Annotated in this window: 21 protein-coding genes, 1 tRNA gene and 1 pseudogene; 15 read left to right on the top strand and 8 right to left on the bottom strand. The window is 64.8% G+C overall.

Annotated elements, in window-relative coordinates; genetic code table 11:
• Window positions 1-63: 63 nt before the first annotated feature.
• The 7 genes and pseudogenes from OUA97_RS07445 to OUA97_RS07470 all read left to right on the top strand — a co-directional run bounded on the left by OUA97_RS07445 (window position 64) and on the right by OUA97_RS07470 (window position 4,877).
• Complete coding sequence (locus OUA97_RS07445; protein WP_267231199.1) at window positions 64-1,329, top strand: hypothetical protein; 1,266 nt, start codon at window positions 64-66, stop codon at window positions 1,327-1,329.
• A gap of 96 nt (window positions 1,330-1,425) precedes the next feature.
• Window positions 1,426-1,502 (top strand) — tRNA-Arg (locus OUA97_RS07450).
• Between the two features lie 38 nt (window positions 1,503-1,540).
• Window positions 1,541-1,843 (top strand): annotated as a pseudogene (locus OUA97_RS23415) (DUF6538 domain-containing protein); the annotation flags it as partial.
• A gap of 12 nt (window positions 1,844-1,855) precedes the next feature.
• A complete protein-coding gene (locus OUA97_RS07455) occupies window positions 1,856-3,091 on the top strand; it encodes a site-specific integrase (protein ID WP_267231200.1) in 1,236 nt (411 codons plus the stop codon).
• Between the two features lie 173 nt (window positions 3,092-3,264).
• Complete coding sequence (locus tag OUA97_RS07460) at window positions 3,265-3,600, top strand: helix-turn-helix transcriptional regulator (RefSeq protein ID WP_267231201.1); 336 nt, start codon at window positions 3,265-3,267, stop codon at window positions 3,598-3,600.
• A complete protein-coding gene (locus tag OUA97_RS07465) occupies window positions 3,590-4,342 on the top strand; it encodes a HipA N-terminal domain-containing protein (protein WP_267231202.1) in 753 nt (250 codons plus the stop codon). The genes OUA97_RS07460 and OUA97_RS07465 overlap by 11 nt, the downstream gene beginning before the upstream one ends.
• Before the next feature lie 73 nt (window positions 4,343-4,415).
• The gene (locus OUA97_RS07470) at window positions 4,416-4,877 is read left to right on the top strand and encodes a hypothetical protein (RefSeq protein WP_267231203.1); all 462 of its coding nucleotides are present in this window, start codon (window positions 4,416-4,418) and stop codon (window positions 4,875-4,877) included.
• A 10-nt stretch (window positions 4,878-4,887) separates the two neighbouring features.
• Here the strand turns inward: OUA97_RS07470 and OUA97_RS07475 are convergent, their stop codons facing one another.
• Genes OUA97_RS07475 through OUA97_RS07485 form a run of 3 tightly spaced genes read right to left on the bottom strand, consistent with a single transcriptional unit; the run spans window position 4,888 to window position 6,509 of the window.
• Window positions 4,888-5,136, bottom strand: a complete 249-nt coding sequence (locus OUA97_RS07475; protein ID WP_267231204.1) for a hypothetical protein — start codon at window positions 5,134-5,136, stop codon at window positions 4,888-4,890.
• A 21-nt stretch (window positions 5,137-5,157) separates the two neighbouring features.
• Entirely contained in the window at window positions 5,158-5,880 is a 723-nt protein-coding gene (locus OUA97_RS07480; protein ID WP_267231205.1) for an endonuclease/exonuclease/phosphatase family protein, read from the bottom strand.
• The gene (locus OUA97_RS07485; RefSeq protein ID WP_267231206.1) at window positions 5,877-6,509 is read right to left on the bottom strand and encodes a hypothetical protein; all 633 of its coding nucleotides are present in this window, start codon (window positions 6,507-6,509) and stop codon (window positions 5,877-5,879) included. Before OUA97_RS07485 ends, OUA97_RS07480 begins: the two co-directional genes overlap by 4 nt.
• Window positions 6,510-6,736: 227 nt before the next feature.
• Between OUA97_RS07485 and OUA97_RS07490 the strand changes: the two genes are divergently transcribed.
• A complete protein-coding gene (locus OUA97_RS07490; protein ID WP_267231207.1) occupies window positions 6,737-8,608 on the top strand; it encodes a BPTD_3080 family restriction endonuclease in 1,872 nt (623 codons plus the stop codon).
• Here OUA97_RS07490 and OUA97_RS07495 read toward each other — a convergent pair.
• On the bottom strand, window positions 8,595-9,233 hold the full coding sequence (locus OUA97_RS07495) for a hypothetical protein (RefSeq protein ID WP_267231208.1): 639 nt from the start codon (window positions 9,231-9,233) through the stop codon (window positions 8,595-8,597). The genes OUA97_RS07490 and OUA97_RS07495 overlap by 14 nt on opposite strands.
• Before the next feature lie 104 nt (window positions 9,234-9,337).
• Here OUA97_RS07495 and OUA97_RS07500 point away from each other — a divergent pair, with 104 nt between their 5' ends.
• The gene (locus tag OUA97_RS07500; RefSeq protein ID WP_267231209.1) at window positions 9,338-10,018 is read left to right on the top strand and encodes a hypothetical protein; all 681 of its coding nucleotides are present in this window, start codon (window positions 9,338-9,340) and stop codon (window positions 10,016-10,018) included.
• A gap of 63 nt (window positions 10,019-10,081) precedes the next feature.
• A complete protein-coding gene (locus OUA97_RS07505) occupies window positions 10,082-10,441 on the top strand; it encodes an excalibur calcium-binding domain-containing protein (protein WP_267231210.1) in 360 nt (119 codons plus the stop codon).
• Between the two features lie 7 nt (window positions 10,442-10,448).
• Here OUA97_RS07505 and OUA97_RS07510 read toward each other — a convergent pair whose 3' ends face one another.
• From OUA97_RS07510 to OUA97_RS07520, 3 genes are read right to left on the bottom strand one after another with little or no spacing between them, the layout of a single operon-like run.
• Window positions 10,449-10,835 carry a hypothetical protein gene (locus OUA97_RS07510; protein ID WP_267231211.1) on the bottom strand — a complete coding sequence of 129 codons (387 nt, stop codon included), beginning with the start codon at window positions 10,833-10,835 and terminating at the stop codon, window positions 10,449-10,451.
• Window positions 10,836-10,844: 9 nt separating this feature from the next.
• The gene (locus OUA97_RS07515) at window positions 10,845-11,255 is read right to left on the bottom strand and encodes a hypothetical protein (RefSeq protein ID WP_267231212.1); all 411 of its coding nucleotides are present in this window, start codon (window positions 11,253-11,255) and stop codon (window positions 10,845-10,847) included.
• The gene (locus OUA97_RS07520; protein WP_267231214.1) at window positions 11,255-11,569 is read right to left on the bottom strand and encodes a hypothetical protein; all 315 of its coding nucleotides are present in this window, start codon (window positions 11,567-11,569) and stop codon (window positions 11,255-11,257) included. Before OUA97_RS07520 ends, OUA97_RS07515 begins: the two co-directional genes overlap by 1 nt.
• Before the next feature lie 28 nt (window positions 11,570-11,597).
• Between OUA97_RS07520 and OUA97_RS07525 the strand changes: the two genes are divergently transcribed.
• The 5 genes from OUA97_RS07525 to OUA97_RS23360 all read left to right on the top strand — a co-directional run bounded on the left by OUA97_RS07525 (window position 11,598) and on the right by OUA97_RS23360 (window position 17,523).
• Window positions 11,598-11,936 carry a recombinase family protein gene (locus tag OUA97_RS07525; protein WP_267231276.1) on the top strand — a complete coding sequence of 113 codons (339 nt, stop codon included), beginning with the start codon at window positions 11,598-11,600 and terminating at the stop codon, window positions 11,934-11,936.
• A gap of 341 nt (window positions 11,937-12,277) precedes the next feature.
• Window positions 12,278-13,906 carry an ABC-F family ATP-binding cassette domain-containing protein gene (locus OUA97_RS07530; RefSeq protein ID WP_267231215.1) on the top strand — a complete coding sequence of 543 codons (1,629 nt, stop codon included), beginning with the start codon at window positions 12,278-12,280 and terminating at the stop codon, window positions 13,904-13,906.
• Window positions 13,907-14,220: 314 nt separating this feature from the next.
• Window positions 14,221-14,937, top strand: a complete 717-nt coding sequence (locus tag OUA97_RS07535) for a 2OG-Fe dioxygenase family protein (RefSeq protein WP_323690562.1) — start codon at window positions 14,221-14,223, stop codon at window positions 14,935-14,937.
• 72 nt (window positions 14,938-15,009) lie between these two features.
• The gene (locus tag OUA97_RS07540; RefSeq protein ID WP_267231216.1) at window positions 15,010-15,828 is read left to right on the top strand and encodes an FkbM family methyltransferase; all 819 of its coding nucleotides are present in this window, start codon (window positions 15,010-15,012) and stop codon (window positions 15,826-15,828) included.
• Between the two features lie 33 nt (window positions 15,829-15,861).
• On the top strand, window positions 15,862-17,523 hold the full coding sequence (locus OUA97_RS23360) for a glycosyltransferase family 4 protein (RefSeq protein WP_323690564.1): 1,662 nt from the start codon (window positions 15,862-15,864) through the stop codon (window positions 17,521-17,523).
• A gap of 3 nt (window positions 17,524-17,526) precedes the next feature.
• Here OUA97_RS23360 and tauD read toward each other — a convergent pair whose 3' ends face one another.
• Window positions 17,527-18,405 carry a taurine dioxygenase gene (tauD, locus tag OUA97_RS07550; RefSeq protein WP_267231217.1) on the bottom strand — a complete coding sequence of 293 codons (879 nt, stop codon included), beginning with the start codon at window positions 18,403-18,405 and terminating at the stop codon, window positions 17,527-17,529.
• Window positions 18,406-18,434 lie beyond the last annotated feature (29 nt).

Raw genomic sequence — 18,434 nt, forward strand, 5'->3', positions numbered from 1 at the left:
CGCTGCAGCTGCGCATACAGTTTAGAGACCCGCGTTCTTAGAGTTCTGAATGGAGACCTGCCCATGCAGTGGGTGAGAACGACGGCGCTGGTCGCTGGCGCCGGCCTGATGGCCGGTGCGGCCGACGCGCAAACCAAGCAGCAGGTGACCGGCCCGGTCGCCACCTACTGGATGAGCGCCCAGACCCAGACCGGGTTCGGGGCGATGGGCGGCGGGGGCGGCGGACGGCCGTCCATGGGCGCCATGATGGGTGCGATGATGGGCGGCGGCGGCGGCAACGTCTCCAAGACCCTGACCCTGCAGCTCGGGTCCTCGCGCAAGCCGACCGGCGAACCGGCCGCCGAGCACCTGCCGCCGGCGGCCCTGCAGGCGGGCCAGAGCCTGCCGCTGCTGACGCCGAAGACCGCCGTGGCCCCGCCGCGCGAAGACGGCCGCATGCCCGAGAACTACAAGCCCAAGGGCAAGATGCTGATCTACTGGGGCTGCGGCGAACACGCCAAGGCCGGCCAGCCGATCGTCATCGACTTCGCCAAGGTCGCCGCCGGCCAGGTTCCGCCCGGCATGCAGGCCCTGGCCGCGCAGCTCGGCTCGCCGATGCAGCCGCCGTCGCCCAGCCGCAACACCACCTATGGCGAATGGCCGAACGAGAAGACCCGCACCGCGGTGCCGGGGGGCGGTTCTCTGGTCGGCGACCACTTGATCCGCGGCAGCTACACGCCCGAGATCAAGTTCGCCCTCGCCGCCCAGCAGGATTTCCTCGGGCCGCTGAACCTGACCAAGAACCTGATGAACCCCAGCGGCTCGGGCCAGCTGGCCTGGAACGCGGTGAACAACGCCGAGGGCTATCTGGCGACCGCCATCGGCGCGTCGGGCGACGAGACCATCGTGATGTGGTCCTCGAGCGAGGTGCAGGCCTCGGCTTTCGCCCTGCCGGACTACCTGTCGTCGGCCGACCTCAAGCGGCTGGTCGCTTCGCGGGCGCTGATGGCGCCCGGCACGACCAGCTGCACGATCCCGGTCGAGTTCACCAAGGCCGCGCCCCAGGCGATGGTGCAACTGGCCGCCTATGGCGGCGAGACCAACATCTCCTATCCGCCGCGACCGGCCGATCCGAAGGTGGCCTGGAACATCGATTGGACGGTCAAGGTCCGCTACAAGTCCCAGACCGGCGCGATGCTGGGCATGGAGATGCCGGGCATGGGCGACGACGACGACGCCGGCGTCGCGCGCGGCGGCCAGGGCGGCCAGCAGGGCAAGTCGCCCTTCGGCGTGCCTGGGGTCGGCGGAGCGATCTTGAAGGGGCTCGGCGGCCGTCTGCCGGGGCTCTGAAAAAGAAAATCGGCCGGGGCGAAATTTTCCTCTCGCCCCGGCTTGCCAACCGGAGCCTCCCCGACTAGGTTCCGCGCCTTCGCCGAAAGGCACTGCGCGCCCGTAGCTCAGCTGGATAGAGCATCAGACTACGAATCTGAGGGTCGGACGTTCGAATCGTTCCGGGCGCGCCATTTTCCCCACCATCGTTGAAAACACTGCGGTTTCACCGTTGAGGGAACCGTGCGCGGACGATTGCTACACAAACCTGCTACACAATCAGGCGCCTGAAATCGCCCCAACCATCGGGAAAGGCTCAGGAAAACGGTCAGTTGGCTGTTACACAAACAGTCTACACATTGTTCGACGCCATCTCGTTCGCCGGGGCGGTCGCATCTACTACCGGCGCCGCGTTCCAGAGGCTCTTCAGGCGGTCGTCGGGAGGCGCGAAATCTGGAAATCGCTGGGCACGGACAGCCCAACGGTCGCCCTGCGACGGTCCCACAGTGTAGCCGCGACGATTGAGCGTGAGTTCGAAGCGGCTCGCGTGCGCGCCGGTCTGAGCGCCGACCAGAGGATTCTTGCAGGGCTTGTTCAGGCTCCTTCCGTTGGGAGCGAGAACGACCGCCGGGGGCTTGTGCCGATCCCGCTCGCGGAAATGGCGCCCGACCTCTCGCTTCGAGAACTCTACGACCTCTACATGTCTGACCCGACGCGGGACTGGTCGCCTCGAACTCGGCTCTCCTACGAGACCACTCGAAAGCTGGTTCTGGCGATCATGGGAGAGAACACGCCTGTTCGGTCGATCAGCCGGGCTCATTGCCGAACCCTGATCGAGACTCTGCGCTGGCTGCCGCGCAATGCGCTGACGCGCTATCCGCGCCTAAACCCCGTCGAGATCGCGGCGCGCGCGAAGGAGGCCGAGCGCACCGACCTCGTGAGCCCGAGCAACATCAACACCTACCTCAACAAGGTGGGCGGTGTGTTCAACTGGGCGGTCAAGGAGGAGATGATGGACCGCAACCCAGCCAAGGGTCTGAAGGTGCCCGACGCCACTCTGAGGCGGGATAAGCGTCTACCGTTCTCCGACACTCAGCTTCGGTCCATTTTCGCCGCGCCGCTCTACACCGGGTGTCGGGATGACGGACACGGCTACGCCGTTCCCGGTGACTGCCGTCCACGCAATGCGCGCTTTTGGATACCTCTGATCTCACTCTTCAACGGGCTACGTCTGAACGAGGCGTGCCAACTGGATGTCGGCGATGTGAGGCTGATCGAGGAAGTGCCGTGCTTCGTGGTTACGGAGGCTTCAGAGGCGCGCGAGACTGACAAGCGGCTCAAGACCGCATCGAGCGAACGAGTGGTGCCCATCCATCCCGAGCTTGTCGCCCTCAAGTTCGTGGATTTCGCTGCGCGACGAAGGCGTGCAGGCGAGGCCAAGCTCTTTGGGGAGGTCGGACTCGGCGCGACCGGCTACCGCTCGACGACCTTCTCCGCTTGGTTCACGCGGTTCACAGGGAAGGTCAAAGCGCGGTCGAGTAAGACCTGCTTTCACAGCTTTCGGCACAACTTCCGTGATGCGCTCCGAGAAGCTCGGGTCGAAAGGGACATTGCGCTCGCGCTGGGTGGCTGGTCGGCTCCGGGTGGAGGCGGATCGTCGGCCTCTGTCTCTGACGCCTACGGGAGTGGCTACAGGGTCGCGACGCTCTTCGAGGCAATCAGTCGTGTGCGGTATCCTCAACTCGACCTCTCCCATCTGCACAACTTCGACAGTGTCGAATAGGACGCGCTACCTCTTGCGGTAGGTCGTGCGGGTGGTGGGGTTGTCATGGCGGCGCTCGTTAGCTGCCACCTTGGTCGTGGCCATGGATTGCGTAGAGCTAACTTATCTCTAAGCCATATTTCTGATTATGGCTTATATGTAAGTCACGTGGATCGTTCAGAGGCCCGGCTACCATGGCAAGGATCGCCCGCACATACTCCCGCTACGGGAGAGAAGCTGTTAGCGTGCTTGGGCAGCAAATTCGCATCAATCGGTTGGAGCGCCAATTGAGCGTCGCCGATTTGGCGGAACGCGTTGGCGTCTCAAGAGACATGTTGAGGCGGATCGAGTCTGGCGATCCACGCTGCACCATAGGTGCGGCCTTTGAAGCGGCTTCAATCGTCGGCGTGACTCTGTTTGAGGAGGACCGCGACAAGTTGACTCTGCGCATAGCTGAGCAGGAAGCGAAGCTGCGCCTCCTGCCAAAGGCCATCCATAAGGCGCGCACGGCGGTGAAGGATGACTTCTGAACCTCACCACGACGAGGCCTACGTCTGGTTCTGGCTGCCCGGCAAAGTAGAGCCTGTCGTCGCGGGCCGTATCGCGCGACAGCCGGATGGTCGGCTGGTATTCAACTATGGCCGGAGCTACCTCGCTCGAAACGACGCGATCTCGATCTACGAACCGGAATTGCCACTTGCGCCGGGTGAGATGCGCCCTCGGAAGAGCATGCAGATGCCAAGCTGCCTCCGAGATGCCTCGCCCGATGCATGGGGCCGGAGGGTCATCATCAACCGCACAATGGGGCTCAAGGGCAGCGAGGCCGACAGCATCGACCTCGACGAACTGACATACCTATTGGAATCCGGGTCAGATCGGGTTTGGTTCTACGCGAAGGCTCCTGAGACCCCGTGGCTCAGCATGGATCGCGAGCGCGGACAGTGGGAGGCGCTCGTGTTCGACGCCACCTACTTGCTCGCCAATCCGCTTGTCGTCGAGGCAACTCCGGACCGAGCAACAGTCTCGCATGCAAACAAGCGCCGCCGCCTCTCGGGAGCGGCGCTTGTTCCGCCAACGCGGGTCCTACAGTTGACCCGCATTCGCCGCCTCGGGTTCGTCGCGCAGGCCACTGGCCTCGGCAGCCCGAAACGTCCTCACGAACGGGTTGGCCACGAACGGCGCCTGCGCAATGGCCGGATCATTCCGGTCCGCGCCTGCGAAATCCACAAGGGTTGCGCTGGAGAACCTCTGAACCTCGTGGTGCGCCCATGACGCCGCTCCAGACTGCTTCGTCAGCAGCCATCTGACCGCGAAGGTAACCCGATGCGGTATAGTCGCACCTAACATGGCGGGCCAATGCTCATCTATCGAACGGGACTATGCCTTCCTGCGCACGCTCGCGAAGGCGACGGTCCTCGCGGTGCTGCTGCCGAAAGGGTTCATCACACGCTCGATTGAGGGCGCGATGACCCTCGTCGTTCTCGTGCTGGCTTGGGGCGCGTTCACAGGTCCCGCGACCCCGCCGCCGCTCAGCATCGTGAAGGTCGATGGCCCAGTCAGCGGGCTGGACTACCGTGTGTCCGCGCCAGACGGCGAGGGCGTTCAGATCGTGGACTTCGCGAATGACCTCGACGTTCGTGTGGAGGATGTTCGGTTCGAATGCACCTCATCCACGGTCGGGAGGTATGAGCTCCTTCTCGACCTGACCTACGAGCCTCACACGTCTGCGCGGGAGCGGGTCTACGGCAACTATTCCGAACCGCCGCCGATCTGCCGTCTAAAGTCTTACGAGACATATGCGCCCTGAGCGAGGCGCCCTACCCGCTGCTGTCCGAGCGGTCGCCCCACAGGATCACGCACGCCACCCGCAGCGCGAGAATGTAGCGTCGCTCTTCACATAGGCGGCGGAAGAGATGGATGAGGGCGCGCTCTGACGGAGGACGGTCGCCCCGCAAACAAGCGTAATTTGCCGCCATTCCGAGGTAGTAGCTGGAATAGTCGCGCAGGCTTGTGGTCAGACCACGCCGGGCGAGGATGGGGTAGAAATCGATACCGACGTTCGTCATGTCGGTATTTATGCAGATCGGTCAGCCAGTGGGGGTGAGGCGCATCACAACGCCGAAGTGATCGCTGAGTGCGCGGCCATCATCATCAAACCGGCTGAGGCCATGTAGGACCTGTGGCGCCAGATCGGCGGAATGGACGACGTGATCGATAGTCGGCTCATCGATTTCGCAGATCGGTCCATCTGTAGCGACGCGTAGGTCACCCAAGGCGGACACCAACGCAGCATGGGCCGCCTTTGAGCCCCAGATGCGGGGCACATACTGGTTGAAGTCGCCGAGCATGATGGTCGGCGTCCGTCGATCTCGGGCGCTGAGCAGCGTGGCGAGCCCGTCCCAGAACGCGATCTGTTCACTCCACATGCGCGCCTTTTCGGCGACCCCGACCTGTGATGCCGCGTGGTGCGGTGCGCAGATTCCGACCACCCGGATCGGCCCATTCGTGGTATCAGCCACGCCTGAGATATATCCGCCGGTGGCGGTGCCGTCGTTGCCTGCCACATCCACATCGCGCCATGGCTGCGAACTCCAGAGCACCACCAGTCGCTCGCTTTCGCGACGATTGAACGACCATGTTGCGCCTCGGGCCGCTATCTCGTGGCCGCCCAAGACAGTCGTCGAGCCCTCATGGGCTTCCGTGAGGCAAACGACATCGGGGCGCTCTGTGGCGATGCGATCCATCATCGTTGCGGCCTGACGGCTGTTCGGCCCCCGCCGCTCGAAGTTCCAGTTCACGACGACGGTCATGTTGGCGCCCAGCTACGCTTCTGAGCCGGGAAGCCGGGATAGGATACGGAATGATCGCCCGCATGATTGTCCATGCTGGGTTTCGTCAGGCAGCCTCGCGGGCTGGCGTAGCTATCGATCCGTCTCTCGGGCTCTTCACGCCATGTCAGGTTGAAGGCGGCGCGGATCGGATAGAACTCCATGCGCGAATAGGGAAGGTGGTCGTGAACCCACCACGCCATCGGTCGCCAATCTCGGTCAGACTCGTAGCGGTCCGCGAACCACGGAACGACGACGCACGCCGTCGCCCCCATGCGACCGTCCGCGTCACGGCGATCCCAAATGTGGCTGGCGTAGTTGGCCTCGTTGCTCGCGCAAGGATGCCCGTTCGCATTTCCAAACCCATTCACCAAGGAAGAGCGGTAGGCAGAACGGATCGCGATCCGTCCGAATGTGGCGTTCAGTGGCTCAAGCAATTCTTCGCAGAGGCGTGTGCCCGCTGCGATGGCGAGATCGGGATCGTCGGGGATGTTGGGCAACCCGTTCAGGTTCGCGATCTCGCTGTAGAGGAAATCGCGCATAAAGAAGTTGGGGGAGAGCCGCACCCGCCCGAGGTCTTCCAGCTTCGCTACGGACTTGGGTGACTTCATCGCGGGCCGGTCTCACTTTCTGGGGCACAACTTTGGGCTCCGAGGGGTTCACATTTCATATCGGCGCAGCGGCGCGATCCACCCGCGCGACCTGAGACCAGCCATCGAACATAGGGACGCTACGTCAGAACCGGTCGCACACCCTCACGCGCGCCCAATCGGCGGTTCCCCACTGCAACCTCCGTGATAGAAAGTCTCTGGGGACACGTAATGTGGGGGGATGCGCGGTGGCGCAGCAGTTCTTTGAGCGTCCGATTCTGAACTCGCCATATGAGCAGCCTGCCTGCCATTGGGAGTTGGATGACGATGGGCAGCCGACCGGCGTGCTCGTCGAGAGCCGTCGCCGCTCGGACCTGATCACTCCGGTTCCCAAGCCGAAGAAGCGGAAGCGGAAGTCGGCTGCGCAGATGGAGATGACGTTCGACGCGGGCGACGACCTGTCGTCGGTCGAGCAGGAATACAATCCGACCCCGATTATCAACGAGGTCCGCACCTATGTGGACCAGTGGCGGAAGCTGCCGAACCCGGAGCAGTGGCTCGTCACGCCTGAGACGGAGCGCCTGCTCAAGCACTGGCGTCATCATGACTTTCAGGGCGTTCGCCCTTTCTTCTGTCAGGTCGAAGCCGTCGAAACCGTCATCTGGTTGACCGAGGTCGCGCCGAAGCTGGGGGCGCGAGGCGCCAAGTTCTGGGACCACATCAAAGGCGCCAACGCGCAGGCCAATCCAAACCTGATGCGCCTTGCGCTGAAGCTCGCGACAGGCGCCGGAAAGACGACCGTCATGGCCATGCTGATCGCGTGGCAGACCGTGAACGCCGTCCGCCATCCGAACAGCAAGACCTTCTCGCGCGGCTTCCTGATCGTGGCGCCCGGCATCACGATCCGCGACCGCCTGCGCGTGCTGCTGCCGAACGATCAGGAGAGCTACTACCGCAGTCGCGAGATCGTTCCACCCGACATGCTGGCCGACATCGACCGGGCCAAGATCGTCATCACCAACTACCACGCCTTCAAGCTGCGCGAGCGCGCCAAGGTCGCGGCGGGAACGCGGACAGCGCTGGAAGGCTGGCGCAAGGAGAAGCTGGAGACCCTCGAAACCGAGGGCCAGATGCTCCAGCGCGTCATGCCTGACCTCATGGGCATGAAGAACATCGTCGTGCTGAACGACGAAGCCCACCACTGCTACCGCGAGCGCATCAAGGACGCCTCCGGCGAAACCGAAGCCGATCTCACAGGCGACGAAAAGGACGAAGCCAAGCAGGCGAACGAAGCCGCGCGTATGTGGATCACTGGCCTTGAGACGGTGAAGAAGAAGCTGGGCGTCTCGATGGTTTACGACCTCTCTGCGACGCCGTTCTTCCTGCGTGGCTCCGGCTACATCGAGGGCACGCTCTTCCCGTGGACCATGTGCGACTTCTCGCTGATGGACGCCATCGAATGCGGGATCGTGAAACTGCCCCGCGTGCCGGTCGCCGACAATGTGCCCGGCGGCGACACGCCGAAGTTCCGCAATCTCTGGGAACACATCGGCAAGGACATGCCGAAGAAGGGGCGCGGCTCGGGCTCCAAGAAACTCGATCCGCTACGCCTACCGCCGGAACTCTGCACGGCGCTGGAGGCGCTCTACGGTCACTACGCCAAGACCTACGAGCTTTGGGATGCAGAGGGCGTTGGCGTCCCGCCGGTGTTCATCGTGGTGTGCAACAACACCGCGACCAGTCAACTCGTCTACCAATACATTTCCGGCTTCCATCGTGAGAATGATGACGGCACGACCACGCTGGAGAACGGGCGCTTAGCGCTGTTCCGGAACTACGACGAGTTCGGCAATCGGCTGCCGCGCCCAAACACGATCCTGATCGACAGTGAGCAGCTTGAAAGCGGCGACGCCCTCGACAAGGACTTCAAGGAAATGGCCGCCGACGAGATCGAGCGGTTCCGTCAGGAGATGGTCCAGCGCACCGGCGACATCCGCGCCGGGGAGAACATCGACGACTCCACCCTCCTTCGGGAGGTCATGAACACCGTGGGGAAAAAAGGCAGGCTCGGCGAGCAGGTTCGCTGCGTCGTGTCGGTCAGCATGCTCACCGAAGGATGAGCGACGTTGGTAGCCAAACTGAGCACCAACCGAATGACTTCGACCATTCGAGCGTGTCTACAAACACCCCATGGGATCGCTGCGCTTGCTTCATGAATTCAGCGAGCGGCTTCAACAGGTCATCGTCACCAAGCGCTCGCCAGCCTGAAAACGGCATTGTCAGTTGGACTTCGGCCCACCCGGTTTCGCCAACGGGCTGAAGCGAGAAGGCCTTTTCCAGTAGGGTGACCGAGGCAGGCACCTTGACCGTGCCGCTCTGGACCGCGTTCGGCGCCTCGTCGATGCGCGCGTGCCAGCCCGCAAAGGCCGAAAGGTCACACCCCATCATGGACTCGTGTGTCGTAAGCACGACGGCGTGCCGAACGTTGTCCGCAGCTATCCTCGCGGCGGCGTCATCGAGGCGCTTCTGGACTGATCCTGAACCACGAGCCTTCGAGTCAGCCTCGATCACCTCAAGCGGGATGTTTAGCCTCTGGGCATCGACCCGAAGCGCGTTTGCCTGCTCGCGGATCAGAGCGATGGTGGGGAGTGCGAAGAAATAGAGGCCCGGTGTTTGGATCGCATCGAGCCGCATGGCCGTGCTCTTTCCGCATCCCGGCGGCCCTGTGAGCACTTCGATTTCCAAACTACATCCCCCGTCTGTCATTGGTGCCGATAGGGCCATTTGGAGCCCCGACTACGGTATGAACACTTGCCTCCGGCCATGTGACGGGAGGATTAAACGAGGTCATGATCATCTCGCCCGATGTCTACGCGGAGAAGCTCACCCTGTTGGGCGGGACGACACAGGAGATGATTGATCAAGCGACCGGATTATTCAGCGGTCCCAGCGTCGATCTCCATCGCTGGGCAGTAGAGGCTCGGCAATCGCTTGTTTCGCCCCCCGAGGACCCGCCAGAGAGCTTGTTCAAGGCCATCTTCGCTGTTCTCCCGGCTTGGGGAATGCACCGTATGGGCGCGAGCGCTACGCGCATGCCCGACTTCCAGACCTTTGCCGCGAGTCTGCAATCAGCTTGGCCTGACTTGAAGGGACTATGGAGGGCTGGCCTCCCGCTCACCGGCGACCAGTGGCAACAGCTTGAGCGGGCCTTCCGGGCCATCCAAGCCCGCGCGACACAAGACGGTAGCCAGATCGTATCGCGCTCAAAGGTCCTGCTGCACTTGCTGCCGTGTCTTTGCGCGCCCATCGACCGCGAATACACGCTGTCGTTCTTCGGCGTGAAGACCATTCACGAGTATCGTCGAAAGACCCAACCCGATTACGAATGGCGTCTATATCGAGAGCTTCATGAGCGGTTCTTCCACGTCGCTCCGACCGATGAGCGCACGCGCCGCTTCATGGAGCGGCAGGGATTGTTCGACACCTCTGCCATGAAGATCGTGGACAACCTCATCTTGGCGAACACTTGACTCAGCGTGCGGTCAGGCCGGGAATCAACGGGCGGTTCATCGTCGGCCCATAGGCTGAAGCCGATGCCGCCGACCGCCAAAGAACTTCGGCTGAAGCAGATCAATGCCCGCTTCAAAGCCGTCACGCCCCGACGCTACCGGCGCCGATGGCGACCGTCTGTCTCGGCAGTGCTGGTCAGCATCATGGTGATCGGCGCAATCGGCTTCGTGCTGATGCTGCCCCAGAACCATCTGGCCGATCCGGCCATGGTGGACATGTCGATCAAGGATCGCGTCCGCCATCTGCTCGCCGCTCCGAACTGCTCAGCCGCCCGACTGGTCGGAGCCACTCCCGCCCGTCGCGGAGAGCCGGGCTACTGGGACGACCATGACGCTGACCATGATGGCATAGCCTGCGAACCGATCCCGGCTTGGCATCGGTGAATGGGCCTTAGGCGCGGTTAGCGGCATCGATGTGCAGCCTCAGCCGGTCGAGGTTCAGGGCGACCTCTCGAAGCCGTCCGAATGTGATCCGCACCAGAGCGTCGGCAGGATCGCGGCAGACGACTTCAGCTTCGCCGCCACGCCGAGGCCGAGCTTGAATCTCGCAGAGCCCATGAGCAAGCAGATGCCGAATGGCGGCGGCGTCCTTGATCCCATCGACAAGCTCCGCGTCAGGCTCGGCCACCGCCAACCACCGCTGGACGACGGGCGTGCGTGTTGATCCGTCCAGTGCCTTCAGCATCGCGCTCTCAAGATATCCCCAGCGCAACATCACCTCGCCCACGGCGGCAAGCAGGTCGCGGGCGACGATGGTTCTGGTCTGGCTGGCGTCCATGGAGTGGCCCTACGCCCACATGGCTGCGGTCTTGGCGACGCAGTGATCGGGAAGGGGCTTCTGGCCGCCGACCAGATACCCAGCGGTGTTTGTGCCCTGATTGTGCGGGCCGTAGTCCACCCCGAGTTCGGCCTGCAACAGTGGGTCTATGCCCGCCATGGCCGGAAGGCCCGCTTTGGTCGCCGTCACCGCCGCCTCGCGACCGGGCTTGGAGTTGATCACTTCATACATCCGCAGCGTCAGAGGATCGTCCAAGGTGAGCGCAGCATCATTGGAGAACGGCAACCCGGCCTCTTCGATGAGAGCCTTCAGGGTTGCCCCTTGCGGCGTGTGCGCGAGCCGACAGGCGTTCTTGTAAAGCTCGGCCCGCTGGTGAACGGTCATCGCCTTCAATTCGTCGAGCGTCCACGACTTCGCCATTAGCGCACCTCCCCTTCGATCCGACCATAAAGGGCCGCGCGCGAGAACAGATTGCCCGGCGCCACGCGGGCGCCCTTGGTCACTGGTTTCCAACCCTTCTCAGCGAGAATGTCCCTGATCCAGCGGCCAACGTGCTGCTTCTCCGTATCATCGAGCGCACCAACCTTGGCCGCGATCTCTGCGCCGACAGCCTGAGCAGGCGGCAGGCCGTGCTTGGCCAGACACACCATCTCGACCTGCCAGTTGTGGTCGAAAAGGATCGCGCCGACACCCTCTCCCGTCTTGGACGCCTTAAACTCTTCAAACGAAGCCATGAGGCCCTCCCAATGAAACAAGGAGGCCATACGCCCCCTTGTTGTTGCGCACCAGCAGGCCATCGACACCTCGACCCCGTCTGGCCGCATGCTCTTCCAGATGCTCGGCGTCTTCGCCGAGTTTGAACGCGCCATCATCACGTCGAGGATCAAGGCCGCCCATGACCGCTGTCGTGTGAAAGGCGTCCGCATCGGTCGCCCGCCCATGGCCGTCAGCCGTGTCGAGAAGGTCGAACGAGCCTTGAAGGACGGTCACTCGATCCGTGCCGTCGCCGCCGCTACTGGCGTCTCCACAGCCACCGTCCAACGTGTGAAACGGTCCATGGAGACGATGAAGGAAGACCGTCAGGAGACCGTCACCGCCTGATCCCAACGACTCGTCAGATGATGGCCGAAACCATCATCCAGCGGTCGCCTCATGCCCTCCGACGAGCCCGATAGCCCGAGCTACCAGACTACCCCTCGGCAAGATCGTTCCGGGCGCGCCATTTCTTCCCAATGAAATCAAAATCCTACCCGTGAGGGGTGGCCCGGCGGAAATTCCCCTGGTCCCCGCGGCGCCGCGCCCGCCTGCTTCCGGCTGGGCGGCGTCGCTAGCGCATGCGGCGAACACTCAGTGTTGAGTTTGAGGCTGCGTGGGGCCTCGCCCGGGGGTGCGGCGGCCAGAGGACTGGCGTTCTCGCCTCGGCCGCGTTAGCAGGCCGCCCCATGATCCGCCTCGACAACATCTCCAAGCAGAACGGCCACCAGATCCTGTTCATCGAAGCGTCGATGGGCATCCAGAAGGGCGAGAAGGTCGGGCTGGTCGGCCCGAACGGCGCCGGCAAGACGACGCTGTTCCGCATGATCACCGGTCAGGAGCAACCCGACGACGGGCTGGTGGCGATCGATCCGGGAATGACCATCGGCTATTTCAGCCAGGACGTCGGCGAGATGTCGGGCCAGAGCGCCGTCGCCGCGGTGATGGACGGCGTCGGTCCGGTCAGCGCGCTGGCCGCGGAAATGGCCCAGCTCGAGGCCGCCATGGTCGATCCGGACCAGGCCGACAAGATGGACGCCATCATCGAACGCTATGGCGAGGTGCAGGAGCGTTTCGAGGAACTGGACGGCTATGCGCTGGACGCGCGGGCGCGCGAGGTGCTGGCGGGCTTGAGCTTCAGCCAGGAGCGCATGGACAGCGACGTCGGCCTGCTGTCCGGCGGCTGGAAGATGCGCGTCGCGCTGGCTCGCATCCTGCTGATGCGGCCGGACGGCATGCTGCTGGACGAACCCAGCAACCACCTCGACCTGGAAAGCCTGATCTGGCTTGAGGCCTTCCTCAAGAACTATGACGGCGCGCTGCTGATGACCTCGCACGACCGCGCCTTCATGAACCGCATCATCGGCAAGGTGGTGGAGATCGACGCCGGCTCTCTGACCACCTATTCGGGCGATCTCGACTTCTATGAACAGCAGCGCGCCCTGGGCGAGCAGCAGCGCCAGGCGCAGTACGAGCGCCAGCAGGCCATGCTGGCCAAGGAAATCAAGTTCATCGAGAAGTTCAAGGCGCGCGCCTCGCACGCCGCCCAGGTGCAGAGCCGGGTCAAGAAGCTCGACAAGATCGAACGCGTCGAGGCTCCGCGCCGCCGCCAGTCGGTCCAGTTCGAATTCCAGAGCCCGCCGCGGTCGGGCGACGACGTGGTCGCGCTGCGCAACATCCACAAGGGCTACGGCGCCCAGCCGATCTATGAGGGACTCGATTTCCTGGTGCGGCGCAAGGAACGCTGGTGCGTTCTGGGCGCCAACGGCGCCGGCAAGTCGACACTGCTCAAACTGGTGGCCGGCGCCGCCGCGCCCGATCAGGGCACGGTGAGCATCGGGGCCAGCGTCAAGATGGGCTACTTCGCGCAGCACTCCATGGACCTGTTGGACGGCGAGGAGACGATCTTCGAGTCGCTGGACGGTTCCTTTCCGCAAGCCGGCCAGGGCGCGCTGCGCACCCTGGCGGGATGCTTCGGCTTCTCCGGCGACGATGTCGACAAGCCGTGCCGCGTTCTGTCCGGCGGCGAGAAGGCGCGTCTGGTCATGGCCAAGATGCTGTTCGATCCGCCGAACCTGCTGGTGCTCGACGAGCCGACCAACCACCTCGACATGGCGACCAAGGAGATGCTGGTCGCGGCCCTCGCGGACTTCGAGGGCACCATGCTGTTCGTCTCGCACGACCGCCACTTTCTGGCGGCGCTGTCGAACCGCGTGCTGGAACTGACGCCTCAGGGCGTCCATCAGTACGGCGGCGGCTATGCGGAGTATGTCGCCCGCACGGGCCAGGAAGCGCCGGGTCTGCATCCGGGCGGGTAGCCGCAGGCGTCCTGCGGTCGGCGCTGACCTCGGGGCCGATCACGCTGTTTCCTTCGAATGGCGGAGGCGCGCGCGCCGGGTGCTGGCTAGCAGGCTCGACGAACAGATCGGCGAGGCGGTGATGGCGGAAGGTCGGACGGGCGGTGTTGGGCTGGGCGGCGTTCGCGGGCGTCTGGGCGGGCGCGGCGTGCACCCTGCAGCTCAACGCCCAGACCTTCGAACAGGCCCAGTGAATAAACGCCCCGCGTGATACGCGATCGGACTTGAATGTCGCCCGGAACGGCATAGCTGCGGTGCGCCGAAGGAGCGCGCCATTGCTCGACGAGATCAGACTGCAGGTGGCCAGGGACGGGTTCGCGCGGGTGCGCGGGTCGCAGATGCGCCGCCTGTTGGGCGAGGCGCCGTTGGCCGACTGGGCCGGGTATGCGGCGAGCTGGAACGACCTGGCCGTGGACGAGTACATGGCCGACGGCGGCCGCTATCGGCGGCGGCGGTATGCGACGCTGGAGGCGCGGCCCGGCCGTATCGAGCGCCTGGCCCATCAGCCGCACTTCCAGAGCCTGGATTACAACCGGCTGAACGGCGGGGTCGAGCGCTGGTTCGAGCCGATCACGCCGCAGGTCTGCGACCTGCCGCTGACCCGCGCCATCCTCGACGCCTCGCTGGACGTGTTCGGGGCCGTGGCCGGGCCGGAAGCGGGGTTTCCGTGGCGAACCGAGATGCACCAGTTCCGTATCGAGGCGCGGGCCGGCGAGGCGGGGCGCCCGACGCCGGAGGGCGCGCACCGCGATGGCGTGGACTGGGTGCTGGTCATGCTGGCGGCCCGCGAGAACGTCGCGGCCGGCGTCACCGACATCTTCGATCCGTCCGGCGGCGCCCTGGGCAGCTTCACCCTGCTGGAGCCGCTGGACGCGGTGTTCATCGACGACCACAGGGTGTTTCACGGCGTGACGGCGATCGAGCCGGTCGATCCGACGCGCCCGGCCTATCGCGACGTCCTGGTGGTGACGTTCCGGCGCAGCGACCGGTGAAGCGAAGGCCGCTTGGCGGCCGCACTTGCTCGTGCGACAGACTTTCCATCGCGGTTCTGGGAAGCGCTCGCCATGTTGGTGCAGACGGAAGCGTACGGCTTGAAGCTGCTGGTCCCGGCCAATGATAGCGGCGTGAGCCAGTGCCTGCGTGACAATGGCGAGTTTGCGCGGGTCGAGGTCGAGCTGATCCAATCGCTGGTGGACGGCGGCGTCTATATCGACGTCGGCGCGAATATAGGGTCGATCGCCCTGCCGCTGGCCAAGGCCGCAAAGCTGGTGATCGCGGTCGAGGCCAATCGCGGGTTCGCCAATGTCCTGGCGGCCAACGCGCTAAACAACGGCCTCTACAATGTCTCCACCGTGCACGCGGCCATCGGCGAGACCGAGCGGCTGGCCCGCTTTCCGATGATCCCGTTGGGTCAGCCTGGCAACCTCGGCGTCTCTGGCTTTCATCTGGCCGGTAAGTTCGCTGAGGAAGTCGTCCGGATGACGACTCTCGACGCCATCACCCCGCCGACGACGACGGTCATCAAGATTGACGTGGAGGGCTACGAGCCGTCCGTGCTGATGGGGGCCGGACGCGTACTGCGGGAGGTGCGGCCGGTCTGGCTGGTGGAGAGCGGCGACGACACGCCTGAAACCTGGTCGGTGATCGACGTGTTCCGCCAGGCGAACTACGAGATCTACTGGTTTTTTGCGCCCTTTGTGACCATCCACCCCCATCGGGGCGCCTCGCCGGCGAAGCTGCGCGGCGATGTGAACATTCTTGCCGTTCCGCGCGAAATGGCCCAACCGGAGTGGGAGATGCGGCGCGTGGTTCCGGGGGAGCCGCGCCCGACCTCGATCGCCGACTTCCCCTACCTGACCCGCTACGGCTTCAAGCTGGCCTGACGCGAAGCTCTTCAGACGACACGGATCTCCGCCTTGGCACGCAGTATCGCGCTTTACCATCCGTCCGCCGGCGTGCGGCCGAAGCACAACCCGTTCGGCAAGGACGTCGCCAATGTCGAGCTGTTCAAGGCGGTGTTGCGCTATGCCGACGTCGACCGGGTCGACTTCCTGACGGGGGCGCAGGTGTCGCCGGCGGACCTGGTCATGGGCCTGACCCCGGGCGAGGTCGCACGGCCGCAGGTCACGACCACCCACTTGCTGGACCTGGGCCCGGCCAAGGACGCCGGCGCGCTCGTGCGCGGGGTGCCGGAGTTGACCGACATGGCCTGGCTGCGCCGGCAGGTCGGGCTCGAGAACGCCTACAGCCTGGTGGGCATGGTCCACACCCTGGCGCCGCCGGCGATGCGCGAGATGATCGCCAAGGCGGCGGTGGCGCCGATGCAGCCCTGGGACGCGCTGATCTGCACCTCGCCGGTGGTGCAGGAGTCGCTGGTCGAGATGTTCGACGAGTGGACCGGCTACCTGGCCGACCGCTACGGCGGAACCAAGCAGATCCGCCCGCACCTGCCGTTGCTGCCGCTGGGCGTGGAGGGCTCGGCCTTCGCCGCCCTGGCCGACCGCCCCGACGTTCGCGCCGCGACCCGTGAGGAAATGGGCGTCGGACCCGACGACATCGTGGTGATGTGGGTCGGGCGGCTGTCCTTCTTCGAAAAGGCCTTTCCGCAGCCGATGTTCCGGGCGGCGGAAGAGGCGGCGCGGGCGAGCGGCGTCAAGGTGCACTTCGCGCTGGTCGGCTGGTTCCCGGACCCCGCGCTCCACCGCGAGATGTACCAGGAGACGGTCCAGGCCTATGCACCGTCGGTCAGCGTCCACTACCTGAACGGCAACGATAGCGACCTGGTCGGCAGGATGTGGGCGGCGGGCGACATATTCCTGTCGCTGGTGGACAACATCCAGGAGACCTTCGGGATCACGCCGCTGGAGGCGATGGCTGCCGGCATGCCGGTGGTGGCCAGCGACTGGGATGGCTATCGCTTCACGATCCGCGACGGGATCGACGGGTTCCTGGTCCGCTCGCTGGGCGGGCCGCGCGGCGCGGGGCAGGGATTGCTGAACCGCCATCTCCACATGGGCCTGACCTATCAGGCCTATGTCGGCTCGGTGGCCCAGCACACGGCGATCAATGTGGGCGATGCGGCGGCGCGGATCGCCGATCTGATCGCCTCACCGGAGCTGCGCGCCAAGATGCGCGAGGCCGGCCGTCGTCGCATTCGCGAAACCTTCGACTGGAAGGTTGTCGTCGCGGGCTTGCAGGAACTTCTCACTGAGCTCGAGGCCATCCGGCTCGCCGCGCAGCCCGAAGAGCTGAAGTACACGCGCAATCCGACCAAGACCGAGCCCTATGGCGCGTTCGCGAGGTTCGCGACCTCGGTGCTGGGCGCCGGAACCCGTGTCGTCGCCCGGCCCGGGATCACCCTGGCCGACCTCGAACGCACCAAGACCATTCGGCTGGACGACTACGCGTCCGGGGCCAGGGCGTCGCATGATGAGAGCGTGGCCATGCTGACGCGGCTGATCGCAGAGGGCGAACTGAGCGTCCGCGAGCTGGTCGCGCCGTTCCCGCAGAACCGTCAGCAGCTGCTCGGCATGTCCATCGTCTGGATGTGCAAGCTCGGGCTGCTCGACTGGCGCTAGGGCCTATTCGGCCGCGGCCTTGACCCCGGCCGGCAGCCGCGAGCGGTGATAGGGCCGGTCGCCCAGCACGGTGGCCCGGTTCATGATCCGCCGGTGGGGCAGGTAGTCGTTGACCGCATAGTGCTGGGTCACGCGGTTGTCCCAGAAGGCGATGGCGTTGGGGCTCCAGCGCCAGCGGACCAGGAACTCCGGCTTCTGGATGTGCTCGAACAGCATGTTCAGGATCGCGTCGCTCTCCTTGCGGCGCAGGCCCTTGATCCGCTCGGTGAAGCCGAAGTTGACGAACAGGCCGTCCTCGCCGGTCTCCGGATGGGTGCGGATCACCGGATGCAGCACCGGCGGGTGCTCGGCGGCGGCCTTGGCGTGCTTGTCCTCGCCCGCGGCGTTGGCGACGATCCCGCGGGTGGGGAAGCCGCGGGCGAAGTCGTGCACGGCGTCGAGGCTGGCCAGGAACTCGCGGAAGGCCGGCGACAGCGCCTCGTAGGCCGCCTTCATGTTCGACCAGATGGTGTCGCCCCCCGACGGCGGCAGGCGCCTGGCGTAGAGGATCGAGGCCATCGGCGGGGTCTCGATGAAGGTGACGTCGGTGTGCCAGCTGTCGTTGTCGGTCGGGTTGTCCTTGTGATTGTCCAGGATGAACAGCTCTGGCGCCTCGGGCACCCCCGGATAGAGCGGGTGGGTGTGCAGCGCGCCGAAGCGGGCGGCGAAGTCGCGGTGCTGGACCGGGGTGATGTGCTGATCCTCGAAGAACACCACCTGGTGCTTGAGGAACGCCTGGCGGATCGCCTGCAGCAGGTCGTCGCTGACCGGCTGGGCGAGGTCGACGCCTTCGATCAGCGCCCCGATGGTCGGGGTCAGAGGGGTCACCTTGAACTGGGCCATGTCGAGTTCTCCGCGTGGTGGCGCATCTA

The organism is Phenylobacterium sp. 58.2.17 (assembly GCF_026411515.1).
In the GTDB taxonomy this organism is placed as follows: Bacteria; Pseudomonadota; Alphaproteobacteria; order Caulobacterales; family Caulobacteraceae; genus Phenylobacterium.